The sequence below is a fragment of the Eoetvoesiella sp. genome (assembly GCF_035555955.1).
Taxonomy (GTDB): domain Bacteria; phylum Pseudomonadota; class Gammaproteobacteria; order Burkholderiales; family Burkholderiaceae_B; genus Eoetvoesia.
Genome location: NZ_DATMGA010000014.1, coordinates 16,220 through 35,028, shown reverse-complemented (window position 1 = coordinate 35,028; position 18,809 = coordinate 16,220). Strand labels below are relative to the sequence as shown.

General features: G+C 64.3%; 17 protein-coding genes. 8 read left to right on the top strand and 9 right to left on the bottom strand.

Annotated features, from left to right (window positions below):
- Positions 1-90: 90 nt before the first annotated feature.
- From VNT00_RS03540 to VNT00_RS03505, 8 genes are all read left to right on the top strand, one after another.
- Entirely contained in the window at positions 91-1,632 is a 1,542-nt protein-coding gene (locus VNT00_RS03540) for a 3,4-dehydroadipyl-CoA semialdehyde dehydrogenase (RefSeq protein WP_325584581.1), read from the top strand.
- Between the two features lie 97 nt (positions 1,633-1,729).
- Positions 1,730-3,283, top strand: coding sequence for a benzoate-CoA ligase family protein (locus tag VNT00_RS03535; RefSeq protein WP_325584579.1), 1,554 nt, complete (start codon positions 1,730-1,732; stop codon positions 3,281-3,283).
- 5 nt (positions 3,284-3,288) lie between these two features.
- Positions 3,289-4,095, top strand: coding sequence for an alpha/beta fold hydrolase (locus VNT00_RS03530; RefSeq protein ID WP_325584577.1), 807 nt, complete (start codon positions 3,289-3,291; stop codon positions 4,093-4,095).
- Positions 4,096-4,161: 66 nt separating this feature from the next.
- Positions 4,162-5,319, top strand: a complete 1,158-nt coding sequence (locus tag VNT00_RS03525; protein WP_325584575.1) for an ABC transporter substrate-binding protein — start codon at positions 4,162-4,164, stop codon at positions 5,317-5,319.
- A gap of 18 nt (positions 5,320-5,337) precedes the next feature.
- Positions 5,338-6,219: a branched-chain amino acid ABC transporter permease gene (locus tag VNT00_RS03520; RefSeq protein ID WP_325584573.1), complete on the top strand. Its 882-nt coding sequence runs from the start codon at positions 5,338-5,340 to the stop codon at positions 6,217-6,219.
- A gap of 2 nt (positions 6,220-6,221) precedes the next feature.
- Positions 6,222-7,226 (top strand): branched-chain amino acid ABC transporter permease, encoded by a 1,005-nt coding sequence (locus VNT00_RS03515; RefSeq protein ID WP_325584571.1) that lies wholly within the window; start codon positions 6,222-6,224, stop codon positions 7,224-7,226.
- 9 nt (positions 7,227-7,235) lie between these two features.
- Positions 7,236-7,985 carry an ABC transporter ATP-binding protein gene (locus VNT00_RS03510; RefSeq protein WP_325584569.1) on the top strand — a complete coding sequence of 250 codons (750 nt, stop codon included), beginning with the start codon at positions 7,236-7,238 and terminating at the stop codon, positions 7,983-7,985.
- A complete protein-coding gene (locus VNT00_RS03505) occupies positions 7,982-8,692 on the top strand; it encodes an ABC transporter ATP-binding protein (protein ID WP_325584567.1) in 711 nt (236 codons plus the stop codon). Before VNT00_RS03510 ends, VNT00_RS03505 begins: the two co-directional genes overlap by 4 nt.
- Before the next feature lie 13 nt (positions 8,693-8,705).
- Here the strand turns inward: VNT00_RS03505 and VNT00_RS03500 are convergent, their stop codons facing one another.
- The 9 genes from VNT00_RS03500 to tkt form a co-directional block, all read right to left on the bottom strand.
- Positions 8,706-9,734: an L-threonylcarbamoyladenylate synthase gene (locus VNT00_RS03500; RefSeq protein ID WP_325584565.1), complete on the bottom strand. Its 1,029-nt coding sequence runs from the start codon at positions 9,732-9,734 to the stop codon at positions 8,706-8,708.
- Positions 9,735-9,736: 2 nt separating this feature from the next.
- Entirely contained in the window at positions 9,737-10,915 is a 1,179-nt protein-coding gene (locus VNT00_RS03495) for a 5-(carboxyamino)imidazole ribonucleotide synthase (protein WP_325584563.1), read from the bottom strand.
- Positions 10,916-10,997: 82 nt separating this feature from the next.
- Positions 10,998-11,522 carry a 5-(carboxyamino)imidazole ribonucleotide mutase gene (purE, locus tag VNT00_RS03490; RefSeq protein WP_325584561.1) on the bottom strand — a complete coding sequence of 175 codons (525 nt, stop codon included), beginning with the start codon at positions 11,520-11,522 and terminating at the stop codon, positions 10,998-11,000.
- Between the two features lie 10 nt (positions 11,523-11,532).
- Positions 11,533-12,414, bottom strand: coding sequence for a phosphoribosylaminoimidazolesuccinocarboxamide synthase (locus tag VNT00_RS03485; RefSeq protein ID WP_325584559.1), 882 nt, complete (start codon positions 12,412-12,414; stop codon positions 11,533-11,535).
- A complete protein-coding gene (gene fba / locus VNT00_RS03480; RefSeq protein ID WP_325584557.1) occupies positions 12,415-13,479 on the bottom strand; it encodes a class II fructose-bisphosphate aldolase in 1,065 nt (354 codons plus the stop codon).
- A gap of 102 nt (positions 13,480-13,581) precedes the next feature.
- The gene (gene mog / locus VNT00_RS03475; protein ID WP_325584555.1) at positions 13,582-14,211 is read right to left on the bottom strand and encodes a molybdopterin adenylyltransferase; all 630 of its coding nucleotides are present in this window, start codon (positions 14,209-14,211) and stop codon (positions 13,582-13,584) included.
- A 161-nt stretch (positions 14,212-14,372) separates the two neighbouring features.
- Positions 14,373-15,572 (bottom strand): phosphoglycerate kinase, encoded by a 1,200-nt coding sequence (locus VNT00_RS03470; protein WP_325584553.1) that lies wholly within the window; start codon positions 15,570-15,572, stop codon positions 14,373-14,375.
- An 85-nt stretch (positions 15,573-15,657) separates the two neighbouring features.
- Positions 15,658-16,671, bottom strand: a complete 1,014-nt coding sequence (gene gap / locus VNT00_RS03465) for a type I glyceraldehyde-3-phosphate dehydrogenase (RefSeq protein ID WP_325584551.1) — start codon at positions 16,669-16,671, stop codon at positions 15,658-15,660.
- A gap of 15 nt (positions 16,672-16,686) precedes the next feature.
- On the bottom strand, positions 16,687-18,732 hold the full coding sequence (tkt, locus tag VNT00_RS03460) for a transketolase (protein ID WP_325584549.1): 2,046 nt from the start codon (positions 18,730-18,732) through the stop codon (positions 16,687-16,689).
- Between the last annotated feature and the right edge of the window lie 77 nt (positions 18,733-18,809).

The window sequence follows — 18,809 nt, the reverse complement described above, 5'->3', positions numbered from 1 at the left end:
GCCACGCACGCCCCGGCCGGATGCCGCCGGCAGTCCGCAGCGGCCCGGTCGCCAGGCCTCCAACTTGATTGAACACTCGAAGCAAACACCATGACAAAACTCGCAAACTACACTCAGGGCCAATGGCAGGAAGGCAAAGGGCCGGGCTCGACGCTCTATGACCCGGTGCTGGGCACGGAGCTGGCAACCGTCAGCGCCGACGGACTCGACATGGCGGCCTGCTACGACTGGGCCCGCAAGCACGGCGGAACCGCCCTGCGCGCCCTGAGCTACGCTGAACGCGCCGACCTGCTCAAGCAGATCGTCCAGGTCTTGCAAAACAATCGCGACAAGTACTACGACATTTCCCTGCAAAACTCAGGGACGGTTCAAAACGACACGGCCGTGGACGTCGACGGGGCCGTCTACACCCTCTCCTACTACGCCAAGCTCGGCGGCAAGATTACCGGACGGCATCTGCGCCTGGACGGAGAACCCGAGTCCCTGGCCCGCGACAACGTCTTCGCCAGCCAGCACATCCACGTGCCCTCGCGCGGCGTGGCCCTGCTCATAAATGCCTTCAATTTCCCCGCCTGGGGGCTTTGGGAAAAAGCCGCGCCGGCCCTGCTGTCGGGCGTTCCCATCGTCGTCAAGCCGGCCAGCGCCACGGCATGGCTGACCCACGAAATGGTCAAGGACGTCATCGAGGCCGGCATCCTGCCCGATGGCGCCCTGAACATCGTTTGCGGCCGGCCCGAAGGCATGCTCGAGGCCTTGAACGGCCTGGACATGGTTTCGTTCACCGGCTCGGCCGACACCGCCGCCACGCTGCGCGGCCATCCGCGCCTGCTGCATGACGGCGTGCGCTTCAACGCCGAAACCGACAGCGTCAACAGCGCCATCCTGGGCACCGACAAAGACGACGCCGCCGCCGACCTTCTGGTGCGCGAAGTCGTACGCGAGCTCACCATCAAGTCCGGCCAGAAATGCACGGCCATACGCCGCATCTTCGTGCCCGAGGCCCGCTACGAATCCGTGGCCGGCGCCATCGCCGCCAAGCTCAAGACGATTACCGTCGGCGATCCGCGCAACCCCGACGTCCGCATGGGCAGCCTGGTCAGCCTGCAGCAGCAAAAAGCCATCGTCTCCGGCATCGAGCAGCTTGCCGCCCACAGCGACGTGCTGTTCGACGGCCGCAAGGAAACCACCATCCAGGCCCAGGCCGGCAACGCCTGCGTCGCCCCCATGCTGTTCGGCGTAAAGAACCCCGACACGCACAAGCTGGTTCACGAGGTCGAGGTGTTCGGCCCGGTCGCCACCCTCATACCCTACCGCGATGCCGAACACGCCTTCGAACTGGCCCGCCGCGGCATGGGCTCGCTGGTAGCCTCCGTATACAGCGACGATCCCGAGTTCATGGCCCTGGCCGCTGCCCGCCTGGCCGAAAGCCACGGCCGCGTCCATCTCGTCGACTCCGCCGTCGCCAAAGCGCAAACGGGGCACGGCAACGCCATGCCGCAATCCAACCACGGCGGCCCCGGGCGCGCCGGCGGCGGCGAAGAACTGGGGGGCCTGCGCGCGCTCAAGTTCTATCACCGCACAGCGGCCGTACAAGGTTCGCCCGACATTCTTGACCGCCTTGCCGGCGCATAAAAAAACAATGGCCCCCGAGGGGGGCGCTTTTTGCCTTGGGAGCGGCCCGGCGGCAAACAAAGCCGCACGACCCATCGTTCCTCATCTGGAGACTTACATGCAAACCTGTCCCGCAGTACTTAATTACGCGGCCTATCTAACCGGGATCAACGCTGGACGCGCCGGCAAGCTGGCCTACATCGACGACCAGCGCACCCTGACCTATGCCGAGCTGGCACAGCGCGTGGCGCAGTTCGCAGGTTTGCTGCAAAAGCTGGGTGTGCGGCGCGAAGAGCGCGTCCTGCTGCTGATGCACGACACGGTGGACTGGCCCGTCGTCTTCCTGGGCGCCCTGCACGCGGGCGTGGTTCCGGTCGCCATCAACACGCTGCTCACGCCCGAGGACTACGCCTACATCATGGAGCACAGCCGCTGCCAGGCGGCGTTCATCTCGGCGCCCCTGATCGGCAATCTGCAGGCGGGACTGGCCCTTGCCAAGCACGAAGTCAAGAATATCGTCGTGTCGCAGCCCACCGAGCCCCTGCCGCAAGGCATGCAGGAATTCGAAGCCCTGCTTGCCCAGGCCGCGCCGGTTCCGGCCGCCGCCACCCTGGCCGATGAAATCGCCTTCTGGCTTTACTCGTCGGGCTCGACCGGCCAGCCCAAGGGCGTCGTGCACACCCACGGCAACCTCTGGTACACCGCCGAACTCTACGGCAAGCCCGTGCTGGGCGTCAGGGAAGACGACATCGTCTTCTCGGCCGCCAAGCTGTTTTTCGCCTACGGCCTGGGCAACGGGCTGACCTTCCCGCTCTCGGCCGGCGCCACCACCGTGCTCATGGGCGAACGCCCCACGCCGGCTGCGGTTTTCAAACGGCTCACGCAGCACAAGCCCACGGTCTACTGCGGGGTTCCCACGCTGTACGCCAGCATGCTGGCCTCGCCCGACCTGCCGTCCAAAGACCAGGTGGCGATCCGCGTCTGCGCCTCCGCCGGCGAAGCTCTGCCCAAGGATCTGGGCGACCGCTTCACCCAGCACTTCGGCTGCGAAATCCTGGACGGTATCGGCTCCACCGAAATGCTGCACATCTTCCTCTCCAACCAGTCCGGCAGCGTGCGCTACGGCACCACGGGCACGCCCGTGCCCGGCTACGAAGTCGAACTGCGCGACGAGCACGGCGAGCCGGTTCCCGCCGGCACCATCGGCGACCTGTACATCAAAGGCCCCAGCGCGGCGCTCATGTACTGGAACAACCGGGCCAAGTCGCGCGACACCTTCCTCGGCACCTGGCTGAAAAGCGGCGACAAATACGTGTGCGACGCCGATGGCTACTACACCTACGCCGGCCGCAGCGACGACATGATCAAGGTCAGCGGCCAGTACGTCTCGCCGGTCGAAGTCGAGAACATCCTCATCCAGCACGAAGCCGTGCTGGAAGCCGCCGTCATCGGCGCCGCCGACGCCAACGGCCTCGTCAAGACCACGGCCTATGTCGTGCTGCGCTCGGGCAATACGCCCAGCGCCGGCATCCAGACGGAGCTGCAAGCCTTCGTCAAGTCGCAACTGGCGCCCTTCAAGTATCCGCGCACCATACACTTCATCGAAGAGCTGCCAAAAACCGCCACCGGCAAGATCCAGCGCTTTCGCCTGCGCATGCTGGACAAAGGCTGAACGATATGCAGCAAGCTCAGACCATCGCGGCAAGGCTGGTTCCCGTCCACGTGTCGGGGCGCGACATGGATATCGAATGCCAGTTCATCTCCGAGGAAAAAACCGGCGCAGATCTGCTGATCTTCCTGCACGAAGGACTGGGCTCGGTCAATATGTGGAAGGACTGGCCCGCGCAACTGTGCGCGGCCCTGGACTGCCGGGGCCTGGTTTTTTCACGCTACGGCTACGGCGCCAGCACGCCCAGGCCCAAGGAAGAAAGATGGCCGGTCACCTATATGCATGCACAGGCGCAGCACGCCCTGCCGGCGCTGCTGGAAGCCCTGGGCATGCAGGACGAGCGGCCCATACTCCTGGGCCATAGCGACGGCGCCTCGATCGCGCTGCTGTACGCCGCCATGTATCCGGACAAGCCCAAGGCCATCATCGTCGAGGCCCCGCATATCTTCGTCGAGGACATCACCGTCGAAAGCATCGCGAAGGCGCGCGTGGCCTACCTCAACACCGACCTGCCCGAAAAGCTGAAGCGCTATCACCAGGACCCCGATTCGGCCTTCTGGGGCTGGAACGACGTCTGGCTGGATCCCGAATTCCGCGCCTGGAACATCGAATCCTTCCTGGGCAGCATCCGCTGCCCGGTGCTGGCCATCCAGGGCAAGGACGACGAATACGGAACCCTGGAGCAAATCCAAGGGATTAAACGGATTGCAACACATACTAGGCTATGTATTATTGACGACTGCCGTCACTCGCCGCACCGGGATCAATCCCAAGCGGTCATCGACGCGGTGGCCGGCTTCGTCAAAAGCCTATAACAATTCCAAACCGCGCCAATGCGCATCCCATGCAGTACCCATTTGATAAAACCAAGGAGTAGACACATGAAACACGTATTTTCCGGCGCCGCCCTCGCAACGGCGCTCGTCCTGAGCGCGGGCACGGCATCCGCCACCGTCAAGATCGGCTTCATGCTGCCCTACAGCGGCACGTACGCCAAGCTGGGCCAGGCCATCGAAAACGGGTTCAAGCTGTACGTCAAGGAACAAGGCGGCAAGCTGGCCGGCCAGGACATCGAATACTTCAAGGTCGACGACGAGTCCAACCCGTCCAAGGGTCCTGAAAACGCCAATCGCCTCATCAAGCGCGACCACGTCGACATCCTCGTGGGCACCGTGCACTCGGGCGTGGCCATGGCTCTGGCCAAGGCCGCCAAAGATTCCGACACCACCCTCATCATCCCCAACGCCGGCGCCGACGCCATCACCGGCCCACTGTGCAGCAAGAACATCTTCCGCAGCTCGTTCTCCAACTGGCAGCCCGGCTACGCCATGGGCGGCGTCGCGGCCAAGAAGGGCTACAAGACAGCCGTAACCATTACCTGGAACTACGCGGCCGGCAAAGAATCCACCGACGGCTTCAAAGAGTCCTTCGAAAAGAACGGCGGCAAGGTCGTCAAGCACCTCACCCTGCCTTTCCCCAACGTGGAATTCCAGCCGCTGCTGACCGAAATCGCGGCCATCAAGCCTGATGTGGTCTTCACCTTCTTCGCCGGCGGCGGCGCGGTCAAGTTCGTCAAGGACTACGCCGCATCCGGCCTGCGCAAGACCGTGCCCCTGCTCGCCAGCGGCTTCCTCACCGACGGCATCCTCGAAGCCGAGGGCGACGCCGCCCAGGGCCTGCTCACCACGCTGCACTATGCCGACGGCCTGAACACGCCGCGCGACAACGCCTTCCGCGCCGACTACACCAAAAACTTCCCCGAGCTGCCGCCCGACGTCTACGCCGTCCAGGGCTACGATGCGGCGCAAATCCTGGCTGCCGGCCTGAACGCCGTCAAGGGCGACGTCACCAAGAAGACAGCCATGCGCGCAGCCATGAGCGGCGCCACCATCGACAGCCCGCGCGGCACCTTCAAGCTGTCCAAGGCCGGCAACCCCATCCAGGACTTCTACCTGCGTGAAGCCAAGGGCGACAAGAACGTGTCCATCGGCATCGCCGTCAAGGCCCTGGCCGACCCGGCACGCGGCTGCAAGCTGTAATCCCGGGAAGGACATATCGTGGACCCGGTCATTTTTCTGATCCAGTGCCTCAACGCCGTGCAATACGGGCTGCTGCTGTTCCTGGTTGCCAGCGGGCTGACGCTCATCTTCGGCATCATGGGCATCATCAACCTGGCGCATGGCAGTTTCTATATGATCGGGGCCTATATGGCCTTCGCCCTGCAGCCACTCGTCGCCCAGTACCTGGGCGGCGGGTTCGTCGTCACCATCCTGGCCTGCATCGTCCTGGCGGCGGTGCTGGGCTATTTCCTGGAATGGGCGTTCTACAGTTTTCTCTACACCCGCGACCACCTGCAGCAAGTGCTCATGACCTATGGGCTCATCCTGGTGTTCGAAGAACTTCGCAGCCTCATCATCGACAACGACGTGCACGGCGTCGCGCCGCCCAGCTGGCTGGCGGGCTCCATGCCTCTTAGCGACGTCATGACCTACCCCATCTACCGCCTGTTCATCTCGGTGGTGTGTATTCTGGTGGCCGGGCTGCTGTACTGGGTGCTCAGCCGCACCCGGCTGGGCATGATGATCCGCGCCGGCGCCAGCAACCGCGAAATGATCAATTCGCTGGGCATCAACATCAATCGCCTCTTTCGCATCGTCTTCGCCATGGGCGTCGCGCTGGCCGCGCTGGCGGGAGCCATTGCCGCGCCGGTTTCCTCGGTCTACCCGGGCATGGGCAATGCCATTCTCATCATCTGCTTCGTAGTCGTGGTCATCGGCGGCATCGGCTCCATCAAGGGCGCATTCCTTGCCGCCATGCTGGTCGGCTTCGTCGACACCTTCGGGCAAATCTTCTTTCCCGCCGCCGCGGGCGTCATGGTCTACCTGCTCATGGCGGTAATACTATTGTTCAAGCCCGAAGGGCTTTTCAAGCAAGGCTAAGTATGCAATTTTCTCTACGCGCGGCCCTGCTGCTGGTGCTTGTGTGCCTGGTTGCCTTACTGCCCATGGTCGCCAATGACTACTATATCGGCCTGACCATCAAGATCATGATCTATTCGCTGTTCGCCCTGAGCCTGCAATTGCTGGTGGGCGGCACGGGGCTGGTCAGCCTGGGGCACGCCGCCTTTTTCGGCATCTCGGCGTATACGGCCACATTGCTGTCGCCCGAATCGGGGGCCGGCAATTTCTTCATTCTCCTGCCCTGCGCCGTCGTGGCCTCCATGATCTTCGCGGCCATAACGGGCATCCTGTCGCTGCGCACCAAGGGCATCTACTTCATCATGGTCACGCTGGCGTTCGCGCAGATGGCGTACTACATTTTCCACGACACCAAGATCGGCGGCGGCACGGACGGCATCTATATGTATTTCCGCCCCGAATGGCGCATCGGCGACACGGTTCTGCTCGACATCAGCAAGCCCTACCCCTTCTACCTGTTCACGCTGGCCTGCCTGCTGCTGGTATGGGGCTTTCTTGCCGTGCTCATGCGCTCACGCTTCGGCGCCGCCCTCACCGGCATCCGCGTCAACGAGCAGCGCATGCGCGCCGCGGGCTACACCACGCTGGGCTACAAGCTGGTCGCCTACGTCATCGCCGGCGGCCTGGGCGGCATTGCCGGCGTGCTGTATGCCGTCAAGGACGGCTTCGTCAATCCCGAACTGCTGGCATGGGAACAATCGGGCCTGGTCCTGCTCATGGTGATCCTGGGCGGTTCGGGCAGGCTTTGGGGCGCCATCGTCGGCGCGGCTGGGCTTACCCTGCTGCAAGAGCTCTTTCAGTCGGAAGCCCTGCTCGGCGACCTGGCCACGCACTGGCATCTGCCCTTCGGCCTGGCCATCATCGCGCTGGTCGCCCTGATGCCCAAGGGCATCACCGGCCTTCCCGAACAATTCCGCGCATTGCGCAGCAAGCGCACGGCAACGCCAGCGGCTCCGGCCCGATCCTAGGCGGCAAGCATGACTCAAATACTCCTATCCGCAAAGAACATCACACGCCGTTTCGGCGGCCTCACGGCCATCGACAACGTGTCCATCGACCTGCCCCTGGGTTTTGTACACGCCGTCATCGGCACCAATGGCGCGGGCAAGTCCACCCTGGTCAGCATTCTGTCCGGCGAACTCGCCCCCAACGAGGGCACCATCTTCATGAACGACGCCAACATCACGGCGTGGTCGCAGCCCCGGCGGGCGCGCGCGGGCCTGGGACGCAGCTATCAGCGCACCACCATCTTCCCCAGCCTCACCGTCCACGAGAACTGCCGGCTGACCGCGCAGGCCAACCGGCAAAAATTCTGGAACTGGACCAGCGCGGCCAAGCACTGCGCCTTCAGCAACGAAGCGGCCGACCGGGCCCTCGAGCTTGCGGGGCTGGCCAACGAAAGCAAGCGCGTCGCGGGCCTGCTGTCGCACGGCGGCAAGCGCCAGCTCGAAATCGCCATGGGCCTGTCCACGCATCCCAAAATCCTGCTGCTGGACGAACCACTGGCGGGCATGGGCCCCGAAGAAACCGAACGCATGCTGGGCCTGCTCGACTCCCTTAAATCCGACCTGGCCATTTTGCTGGTCGAACACGATATGGATGCCGTCTTCAAAATTTCCGACATCATCACGGTCATGGTAAACGGCGGCGTCATCGCCCACGGCAATCCCGACAGCATACGCAACGACCCCCAGGTTCAAACAGCCTACCTCGGAGACGACGAATGAGCGCGTTGATCCAGGCTCAAGGGCTGCACACCTATTACGGCGAAAGCCATATCCTGCACGGCGTCGACCTGCGGATCGAGGCGGGCGAATCCATCGGCCTGCTGGGCCGCAACGGCATGGGCAAAAGCACGCTCATCCGCACCATACTGGGCCATGTCGCGCCAGCCAGCGGCAACATCAGCGTGCGCGGTAAGAACTGCACGCGCGCGGCGCCCTACCAGGTCTCCAGGCTGGGTATCGCCTACGTTCCCGAAGGTCGCGGCATATTCCCCAATCTCAACGTCCGCGAGAACCTGCTGGTCGCGGCCAGGCCCGGCTTCGAGGGTCGCAACGACTGGACCTACGAGCGCGTGCTGCAAACCTTTCCGCGCCTGACCGAAAGGCTGGCCCACGGCGGGCAGCAGCTATCGGGCGGCGAACAGCAAATGCTGGCCATCGGCCGCGCCCTCATGACCAACCCCGACGTGCTCATTCTCGATGAAGCCACCGAGGGCCTGGCGCCGCTGATCATCGCCGAGATCTGGCGCATCATCGGCACCATCCGCGAAACAGGCGTCTCCACGCTAATCGTCGACCGCAACTACCGCAAGGTGCTGGCGCACACCGACCGCTGCGTCGTCCTGGAAAAAGGCAATGTCGTCGAAGAAAAAGACAGCGCGTCGCTGTCGCAGCAAACCGATCTGCTGACCCGCTACTTGGGTGTCTAGCCCAGGCCAAAGCTCAAAGAAAGGCGGCGGCGGCGCGGCCGATACGGTCGTTCACCGCCAGCCAGGCCGCATCCGCGGGGGGCTGCTCGACCAGAATGCGGGCATAGCCCCCGCCATCCAGGTCGCGCAGCAACGCGTACAGCGCGCTGGCGTAGACATCGGGGCTGGACGAGGCCGCAAGCCAGTCCACACCGGGCCAGGCCGGCAAATCCTGAGTGTCGAACACCACGGCGGCAATGCGTTCGCCCTGCCCCGCGCCCCGCTCCGCTTCATCGAGCAGGCGTTGGCGCGGCAATAGCAGAAGCGGCGTGCGCGGCGCATAGTGGGCCTTCAACGAACCCGATACGCGAGGCGCCGCGGCGTCGGGGCTGGCGATTTCAGCGCCCAGTACTTCGGCCAGCTGCGCCGCCGAAACATGGCCGGGCCGCAGCAGCACCGGGCCGATTCCCTGCTCGATGCGCGATAGATCCAGAATCGTCGATTCGATGCCGACCTCGGATTGCCCGCCTTCCAGCACCATCAGGCGCTCGGGGAAAAGCTCGGGAAACTCCGCGCGCACGTGCTCGGCGCGGGTGGGGGAAACCTGGCCGAACTTGTTGGCCGAGGGCGCGGCAACCCCCCCCTGCCCGCCCGGCTTGCGGCGCGAGAACTCTTGCAGCAAGGCCTGGGCGACCGAATGCGACGGGCAGCGCAGCCCTATGCTGTCCTGCCCTCCGCTGACGGCATCGGGGATACGCGAAGCGCGTGGCAGAATCAGCGTGAGCGGGCCGGGCCAGAAAGCCTCGATCAAGGCTCGGGCCTGCGGGGGAACCGAGCGTGCCCAGTAATCCACGCTGCTCTGCGGGGCCAGATGAACGATGACGGGATGATTGGCGGGCCGGCCCTTGGCGGCGTAAATGCGGGCAATAGCCTCGGGATTCTCGGCATCGCCGCCAAGCCCGTAGACCGTTTCGGTGGGAAACGCCACCAGACCGCCCGCCAGCAACTGCTCGGCCGCCCGCCGCAGTTCATGCCCGGAGGGTGTATCGTGGAAATCCGCCATGGTCAGAACCGGATGCCCAGGGTGGCGGCAACCCGCGCAGCAGCCTCCCGCGCCTCGTCCAGCGACGCGCCCAGCACGTTCACATGGCCCATCTTGCGGCCGCGGCGCGCCTCGACCTTGCCATACAAATGCAATTTGGCGGCGGGCTCGGCCAACACCGCCGGCCAATCCGGTTCGCACAGCGCGTCCGCCGCGTCGAACCAGACATCGCCCAGGACGTTGAGCATGACGCAGGCGCATAGATTATCGGTGGCGCCCAGCGGCAGGCCCGCCATGGCGCGGGCTTGCTGTTCGAACTGGCTGCTGACGCACGCGTTCATGGTGTAATGGCCGCTATTGTGCGGCCGGGGCGCGATTTCGTTGGCGAGCAGGCGGCCGTCGCGCAGCACGAAAAACTCCACGCACAGCACGCCGCAATAATCCAGGCCTTCGGCGATGCGCAGCGCCGCGTTCGTGGCCTGCTCGTACAACGGCTGGTGTTCGGCGGCCACCTGGGCCGGCACCGCCGACACCGCCAGGATGCCGTCGCGATGCTCGTTGGTGGCGGGCGCATAGACCACCGTCTTGCCATCCAGGCCGCGCGCCATGACGATGGAAATCTCGAAATCCAGGGGCATCAGCGCTTCGAGCACGCAGGCCGCGCCCTTGAAGCCGGCAAAAGCCTGCAGGGCTTCCTCGCGCGTGCCGACCCGGACCTGCCCCTTGCCATCGTAGCCCAGGCGCGCCGCCTTGAGTATGCCCGGGAACAGCGTCTCGGGGGCCGCCGCGAGATCGTCCGCGGCAAGTATGGGGGCATGTGGCGCCACCGGGACGCCCATGCTGTGGATGAAGGCTTTTTCACGGATGCGGTCCTGCACGATGGCCACCGCATCGGCCGCCGGACACACCCGGCTGTTTTGCGCCAGGCGTTCCAGGCTTTGCGCCGGCACGTTCTCGAACTCGGTGGTTACCGCGCGGCAAAGGGCGGAAAGACGATCCAGCGCCTGCACGTCGTCATAATCGGCCCGAATGTGCAGGTCGGCGGCGACCCCGGCCGGACACGGCGCAGCCGGCTCGAGCACCGCCACCTTGTAGCCCAGGCTTTGCGCCGCATGGCAGAACATACGCCCCAATTGCCCGCCCCCCACGATGCCCAGCCAGTCTCCTGGCGCAATCGAATACGAGCTTGCGGGTTGGTTCATAGGTAATCCGGAATAATCAATGGTAATGGCCGCCGGCTGCGCGACGCGCAGCCTGGACGGCGGCAGGCCGCGCAGGCCTGAACTAAATATTAACGTGCGGCGGAATCACCATGCCGCGCGCGGCCTCGGTCTGGCGGGCGCGAAATGCTTCCAGTTTAGCGCGCAGCGCCGCGTCGGTCGTGGCCAGGCAGGCAATGGCGTGCAGCGCGGCATTGGCCGCGCCGGCTTCGCCGATGGCGAACGTGGCCACCGGCACGCCCTTGGGCATCTGCACGATGGACAGCAGCGAATCCTCGCCACGCAGGTATTTGGAAGGAACCGGAACCCCGTACACGGGAACCGGCGTCAGCGCAGCCATCATGCCCGGCAAGTGCGCCGCGCCGCCCGCGCCGGCGATAATCGCCCGCAAGCCGCGGCCTGCCGCCGCAGCGCCGTAATCGGCCATGTCGTGCGGCATGCGATGCGCCGAGATGACACGCAGTTCGTGCGGCACCTCGAACTCTTCGAGCATGGCGGCGGCGTTCTTCATGATGTCCCAGTCGCTGGACGAGCCCATGATAATGCCTACCACGGGCGTCGCGCCGTCTTGCGTGTCGATGGATGTCATGCGGCCTCCGTCAGCTTGTCAGGCGGGTCACGGCTTCACGATACTTGGCCGCGGTTTTTTCCAGGACGCTGGCGGGCAAGCGCGGCGCCGGCGGGGTTTTGTCCCAGACCTGGGTTTCCAGCCAGTCGCGCACGAACTGCTTGTCGAACGACGGCGGGCTGATGCCCTCGGCATACTCGGAAGCGGGCCAGAAACGCGAGGAGTCCGGGGTCAGGACTTCGTCCATGAGGTGCAACTGGCCTTGCTCGTCGAGCCCGAACTCGAACTTGGTATCGGCGATGATGATGCCCTTGGTCGCGGCAAACTCCGAAGCTTCGATGTAAAGCTGCAAGGTGATGGCGCGTATGCGTTCGGCCATTTCCTGGCCGACTTCGCGCACCACGTGGGCAAAGTCCACGTTCTCGTCGTGCGAGCCGAACTCGGCCTTGGCGGCCGGCGTGAAGATGGGTTCGGGCAGGCGGCTGGCCTGGCGCAAGCCGGCCGGCAAGGCTACGCCGCACACCGCGCCGCTGGCCTGGTAGTCTTTCCAGCCCGAGCCGATGAGATAGCCGCGCGCCACGGCCTCTACCAATACGGGCTTCAGGCGCTTGACCACCATGGCGCGCCCCTTGACCTGATCGCGCTCGTCGGCGGCGACAACGTCGCACGGGTCGATGCCTGTGGAATGATTGGGCACGACATGGGCCAGTTTTTCAAGCCAGAACTCGGTAAGCTCGGTCAGTACCTGGCCTTTGCCCGGAATGGGGTCGTCCAGAATGACGTCGAACGCGGAAATACGGTCGGACGCTACGATAAGCAGCTTGTCGTCGCCGACGGCATACATATCGCGCACCTTGCCGCGCCCCAGCAAGGGCAGGGACTTGATGCCTGATTCATGCAGGGCAGCAGGCATTTATTGCACCACCTGCTTGAGTTCGCCCGCCGCGTATTTTTGAGCCATGTCGCCAAGCGGCACCGGCTTGATCTTGCTGGCATTGCCGGCTGTGCCGAACTGTTCGTAGCGCTGCTTGCAGACTTCCTTGGCCGCCAGGCGGGCCGGCTTGAGGTATTCGCGCGGGTCGAACTTGGACGGGTTTTCGGCCATGAAGCGGCGGATGGCCCCGGTCATGGCCAGGCGGATGTCGGTGTCGATATTGACTTTGCGCACGCCGAACTTGATGGCTTCCTGGATTTCCTCGACGGGCACGCCGTAGGTTTCCTTCATGTCGCCGCCGAACTGGCGGATCTCGGCCAGCAGCTCCTGAGGCACGCTGGAGCTGCCATGCATGACCAGATGGGTGTTGGGCAGGCGCTGGTGGATTTCCTTGATGCGGGAAATCGAAAGGATGTCGCCGGTGGGCTTGCGCGAGAACTTGTAGGCGCCATGGCTGGTGCCGATGGCGATGGCCAGGGCGTCGAGCTGGGTCTGGCGCACGAAATCGGCGGCCTGTTCAGGATCGGTAAGCAGCTGGTCCATGGTGAGCTTGCCGTCGGCGCCGTGGCCGTCTTCCTTGTCGCCCTGCATGGTTTCGAGCGACCCCAGGCAGCCCAGCTCGCCTTCGACGGTCACGCCCAGCTTATGGGCCATGCCGACGACCTTGCGGGTGACGTCGAGGTTGTATTCGTACTCGGCGATGGTCTTGCCGTCTTCCTTTAGCGAGCCGTCCATCATCACACTGCTGAAGCCCAGGTCGATGGCGCCCTGGCAGATGGCGGGCGACTGACCGTGATCCTGGTGCATGACGACCGGCAGGTGCGGATAGGTATCGACGGCGGCCTGGATGAGCAGCTTAAGAAAGCCCTCGCCCGCGTATTTGCGCGCGCCGGCCGACGCCTGCATGATGACCGGGCTGTCGGTCTCGGCCGCAGCTTCCATGATGGCCTGCACCTGCTCGAGGTTGTTGACGTTGAACGCGGGAATGCCATAGCCATTTTCAGCTGCATGGTCGAGCAACTGGCGCATAGAAACAAGGGCCATGAGTGGGCCTCCAGGAAGCAATGATTAATAAGGAGTAGCTAATTGGTTATAGCTAACATTTTACCTGAACGTACGATGAATTCCTGATACAAAACGTTCAGGCTAGCTGGCGCTGCGAATGGCCGACTTGGGCCGGAAGGCCTTGACGATTTCGTCGCGGGTTTCAATGTATGGGCCGCCGATAAGGTCGATGCAATACGGTACGGCGGCGAAAACCCCCGGCACCAGCGGCTTGCCTTCGGCGTCCTTCAGGCCTTCCAGGGTTTCGCGTATGGCTTTGGGCTGGCCGGGCAAATTGATGATGAGCGCGGCGTGGTCCGGGGTTTCGCGGATGACCGCCACCTGCCTCGACAAAATAGCCGTGGGCACGAACTTCAGGCTGATCTGGCGCATCTGCTCGCCGAACCCCGGCATTTCCTTGGTGGCAACCGCCAGCGTGGCCTCGGGTGTCACGTCGCGCCGCGCCGGCCCCGTGCCTCCGGTGGTCAGCACCAGGTCGCAGCCGACTTCGTCGACCAGCTCGGCCAGGGCCGCCGAAATGGCTTGCGCCTCGTCGGGGATGAGCCGCGTGGCGAATTGCGGCGCGTTAACCAAGGCCCCGTTCAGCCACTCCTGCAGGGCCGGGATGCCCTGGTCTTCGTAAACGCCGCTGGAAGCCCGGTCGGAAACCGACACCAGGCCGACCAGCAAATCGTCGGGATGACGACGAAGCAAACGGGACGATTCAGTCATGATTGTTAATTCCTAAAACCCAAAGCACGCACTTTGCTTTCGGAAAGCTCCAGCTTCACGCTGGAGCTTTTCCGCCCCTATTTCCAAAACCGCAGGCTTCGAAGAGGCGCCCTCGCATGATCTTCATTCCGAAAGGATGAGGCCTATACACGCCAGCCGGCCTAGCCCTCGGCGCGCTGCTGCAGGATTTCGACGGCGGGCAGGGTCTTGCCCTCGAGGAACTCCAGGAAGGCGCCGCCGCCGGTCGAGATATAGCCGACCTTGTCGGCGACATTGTATTTGGCGATGGCCGCCAGGGTGTCGCCGCCCCCCGCAATGGAAAACGCCGGCGATTTGGCGATAGCCTGGGCGATGACCTTGGTGCCGTTGGCGAAGGCGTCGAATTCGAACACGCCGACCGGACCATTCCAGACTATGGTGCCGGCTTTTTCCAGGATGCCGGCCAGTTGCGCGGCGGTCTGCGGGCCGATGTCCAGAATCATGTCGTCGCCGGCCACGTCCGACGCGGGCTTGATGGTGGCCGGAGCATCGGCGCCGAACGACTTGGCGCACACGACATCGACGGGAATCGGCACGCCGGCCCCGCGCTGTTGCATGACGTCGATGACGGCCGCGGCCTGATCGACCTGGTCGGGCTCGGCCAGCGACTTGCCGATGCCCAGGCCCTTGGCCAGCATGAAGGTGTTGGCAATGCCGCCGCCCACCACGAGCTGGTCGACCTTGTCGGCCAGCGCGCGCAAGATGGACAGCTTGGTCGACACCTTGGAGCCGGCCACGATGGCCACCATGGGACGCTTGGGTTCTTCCAGGGCGCGGCCCAGGGCATCGAGCTCGGCCTCCAGCAAGGGGCCCGCGCATGCCACCGGCGCATAGCGGGCGATGCCGTGCGTGGTGGCCTCGGCGCGATGCGCCGTGCCGAACGCGTCGTTCACATACACATCACACAGCGCGGCCATCTTGCGCGACAGCGCATCGTCGTCTTTTTTCTCGCCCACGTTGCAGCGGCAGTTTTCCAGCAGCACGACCTGTCCGGGTTCGACGGAAAAACCTCCATCGACCCAGTTCTTGACCACCGGCACGGGCTGGCCCAGCAATTGCGAAAGCCGGGCGGCCACCGGCGCCAAGGTATCGGCGTCGGCCACCGTGCCCTCGGTGGGACGGCCCAGATGGGAAGTGACCATTACGGCGGCGCCGGCGTCCAGCGCCATGCGTATGGCCGGCACCGATGCGCGAATGCGCGTGTCTTCGGAGATCCGGCCGGTATCGTCGAACGGAACGTTCAGGTCGGAGCGGATGAAAACGCGTTTGCCGGCCAAGGCATCGGCCTTGGCCAGGGCGGTAAGGGTTTTGACTGTGGACATAATGGGAAGATAGCAGCGCAATGGCAAAGATGGCGGAATGAAGCAAGGGCGGGATACCCCGCCCTTGGCTTGTACAAGACTGGAATTACTTGGCGGACATCAGCGCCACGGTGGTATCCAGCATGCGATTGGAGAAGCCCCACTCGTTGTCGTACCACGAGCATACCTTGACCAGATTGCCCGACACCTTGGTAAGGCCGGCGTCCACGGTGCTGGACACCGTGGTGTGGTTGTAGTCGGACGACACCAGAGGCTCTTCGCTGTAGTCGAGGATGCCTTTCAGGGCGCCCGCGCTGGCGGCTTGCTTGAGAATGCCGTTGACTTCTTCCACCGAGGTTTCGCGGCTTGCCACGAAGGTCAGGTCGACGATGGAAACGTTGATGGTAGGCACGCGCATGGCATAGCCGTCGAGCTTGCCGTTGAGCTCGGGCAGCACCAGGCCGACGGCCGAGGCTGCGCCGGTCTTGGTGGGGATCATGTTTTGCGTGGCCGACCGCGCGCGGCGCAGGTCGGAGTGATACACGTCGGTAAGCACCTGGTCGTTGGTGTAGGCGTGGATGGTGGTCATCAAGCCATTGAGCAGGCCCAGTTTTTCATGCAGGGGCTGAACCAGCGGGGCCAGGCAGTTGGTCGTGCACGAAGCATTGGAGATGACGGTGTCGCTGGCCTTGAGCACATTGTGGTTGACGCCGTACACAACCGTGGCGTCGACGTCCTTGCCGCCAGGGGCCGAGATAATGACCTTCTTGGCGCCGCCCTTCAGGTGCGCGCCGGCCTTTTCCTTGCTGGTGAAGAAGCCCGTGCACTCGAGCACGACGTCGACGCCCAGCTCGCCCCACGGCAATTCGGCCGGGTTGCGATTGGCGAGGACGCGAATGCGGTCGCCGTTGACCACCATGTAGTCGCCATCGACCTCGACCGTGCCCGGGAACTTGCCGTGCGCCGTATCGTAGCGGGTGAGATGGACATTGGTCTTGGGGTCGCCCAGGTCGTTGATGGCCACGATTTCAATATCGTGCTTCTTGCCATCTTCGTAGTGAGCGCGCAGGACGTTGCGTCCGATACGGCCATAGCCGTTGATTGCTACGCGAATTGCCATGATTACTCTCCTGTTTTACAAAATCTGTTCGACGGCTTGCGCCACACGCTCGGCGGTCAGTCCGAAATGCTTGAATAGGACGCCGGCCGGGGCGGACTCGCCGTAAGTGTCGATGCCCACCACCGCGCCATCCAGGCCGACATACTTGTACCAGCCCCCTGTTGCGCCGGCTTCGACCGCGACACGCGGCAGGCCCTTGGGCAGCACCGATTCGCGCCATTGCGCGTCCTGGGCGTCGAAGATGTTGGTGCACGGCATGGAAACCACGCGCACGGCAATGCCGCGCCCGGCAAGTTGTTCCTGGGCCGCCAGGGCCAGGCTGACTTCGGAGCCGGTGGCGATGATGACGGCCTTGGCGTTCGCGGCGTCGCGCAGCACATAGCCGCCGCGGGCGATCGCCGCGATGGCGGTTTCGTCGCGGGCGACAAAGGGCAGGTTCTGGCGCGACAGCAGCAAGGCGCTTGGCCCGCCGTCATGCACCTGCATGCCCAGGCTGGCCGGGCGCTGCACCGCCTGCTGCCAGGCCACCGCGGTTTCGGTGGTGTCGCAGGGACGCCAGACGTGCAGGTTGGGAATGAGGCGCAGGCTGGCCGCGTGCTCGATGGACTGGTGCGTGGGGCCGTCCTCGCCAAGCCCGATGGAGTCGTGCGTGAACACGTGGACGACGCGCTGCTTCATGAGCGCCGCCATGCGGATGGCGTTGCGCGAGTAGTCGGAAAAAGTCAGGAAGGTGCCGCCGAAAGGCAGGTAGCCGCCATGCAGCGCGATGCCGTTCATGATGGCCGCCATGCCGAATTCACGCACGCCGTAATTGATGTGGCGCCCGAACTGCACGCCGCCGTCGCCGGCCCGCAAAGGCGCCACGCCCTTCCAGTCGGTGAAGTTGGAGCCGGTAAGGTCGGCCGAACCGCCCAGGAGCTCGGGCAGCAGCTCGGCAAAAGCGGTAATGGCGAATTGCGAGGCCTTGCGGCTTGCCACGGTTTCGGCCTTGCCGGCCGTGGCGGCAATGAAGGCGGCTGCGCTCTTGGTGAAATCGGCCGGCAGTTCGCCCTGCATGCGGCGTGTGAATTCGGCGGCCTGTTCGGGGTACGCCTGGGCATAGGATTTGAAGCTTTCCTGCCACTCGGCCTGCCACAGCTTGCCCTTGATGCGGGCGTCCCAGCGCTGGTAGATGTGTTGGGGAATTTCGAACGGCGCGCTGGTCCAGCCCAGCGCGGCGCGCGTGGCGGCGATTTCGTCGGCGCCCAGGGGCGAGCCGTGCACTTTTTCGGTGCCGGCGGCATGAGGCGCGCCCTTGCCGATGACGGTGCGGCAGCAGATGAGCGTGGGGCCCTTGTGCCCGGCGGCGGCATCCCTGGCCTGCTGGATGGCCTGATCCACTGCCGCCACATTATGGCCGTCGACGTTGCGCACCACGTTCCAGCCATAGGCCTCGAAGCGCGCGGGGGTGTCGTCGGCGAACCAGTTCTTGACCTCGCCGTCGATGGAAATGCCGTTGTCGTCGTAGAAAACAATAAGCTTGGAAAGCTTGAGCGTGCCGGCCAAAGAGCAGGCCTCGTGCGAAATGCCTTCCATCAGGCAACCATCGCCCACGAAGGCGTAGGTGAAGTGGTCGACAATGCCGTGGCCTTCGCGATTGAACTCGCGTGCCAGCAGGGCCTCGGCCAGCGCCATGCCGACGGCATTGGCCAGGCCCTGGCCCAGCGGGCCGGTGGTGGTTTCGACGCCCGGGGTGATGCCGACCTCGGGGTGGCCCGGTGTGCGCGAATGCAACTGCCGAAAATTCTTGAGTTCCTCGATAGGCAAATCGTAGCCGCTAAGATGCAGCAAGGCATACAGCAGCATCGACCCATGGCCGTTCGACAAGACGAAGCGGTCGCGGTTGGCCCAGGCAGGATCGGCGGGATTGTGCCGCAAATGACGCGTCCACAGCGCTTCGGCAATATCGGCCATGCCCATGGGGGCTCCGGGATGCCCCGAATTGGCTTGTTGAACCGCATCCATGGCAAGTGCGCGGATGGCATTGGCCAAGGATGAATCTTGGACGGGCGATAGGCTCATTGAAAACTCACAAAGGGGGCTGAAAGCACGCCGCCGGCGTAAACCCCGACAATAAGGATTGCAAAGCCCTAGATTTT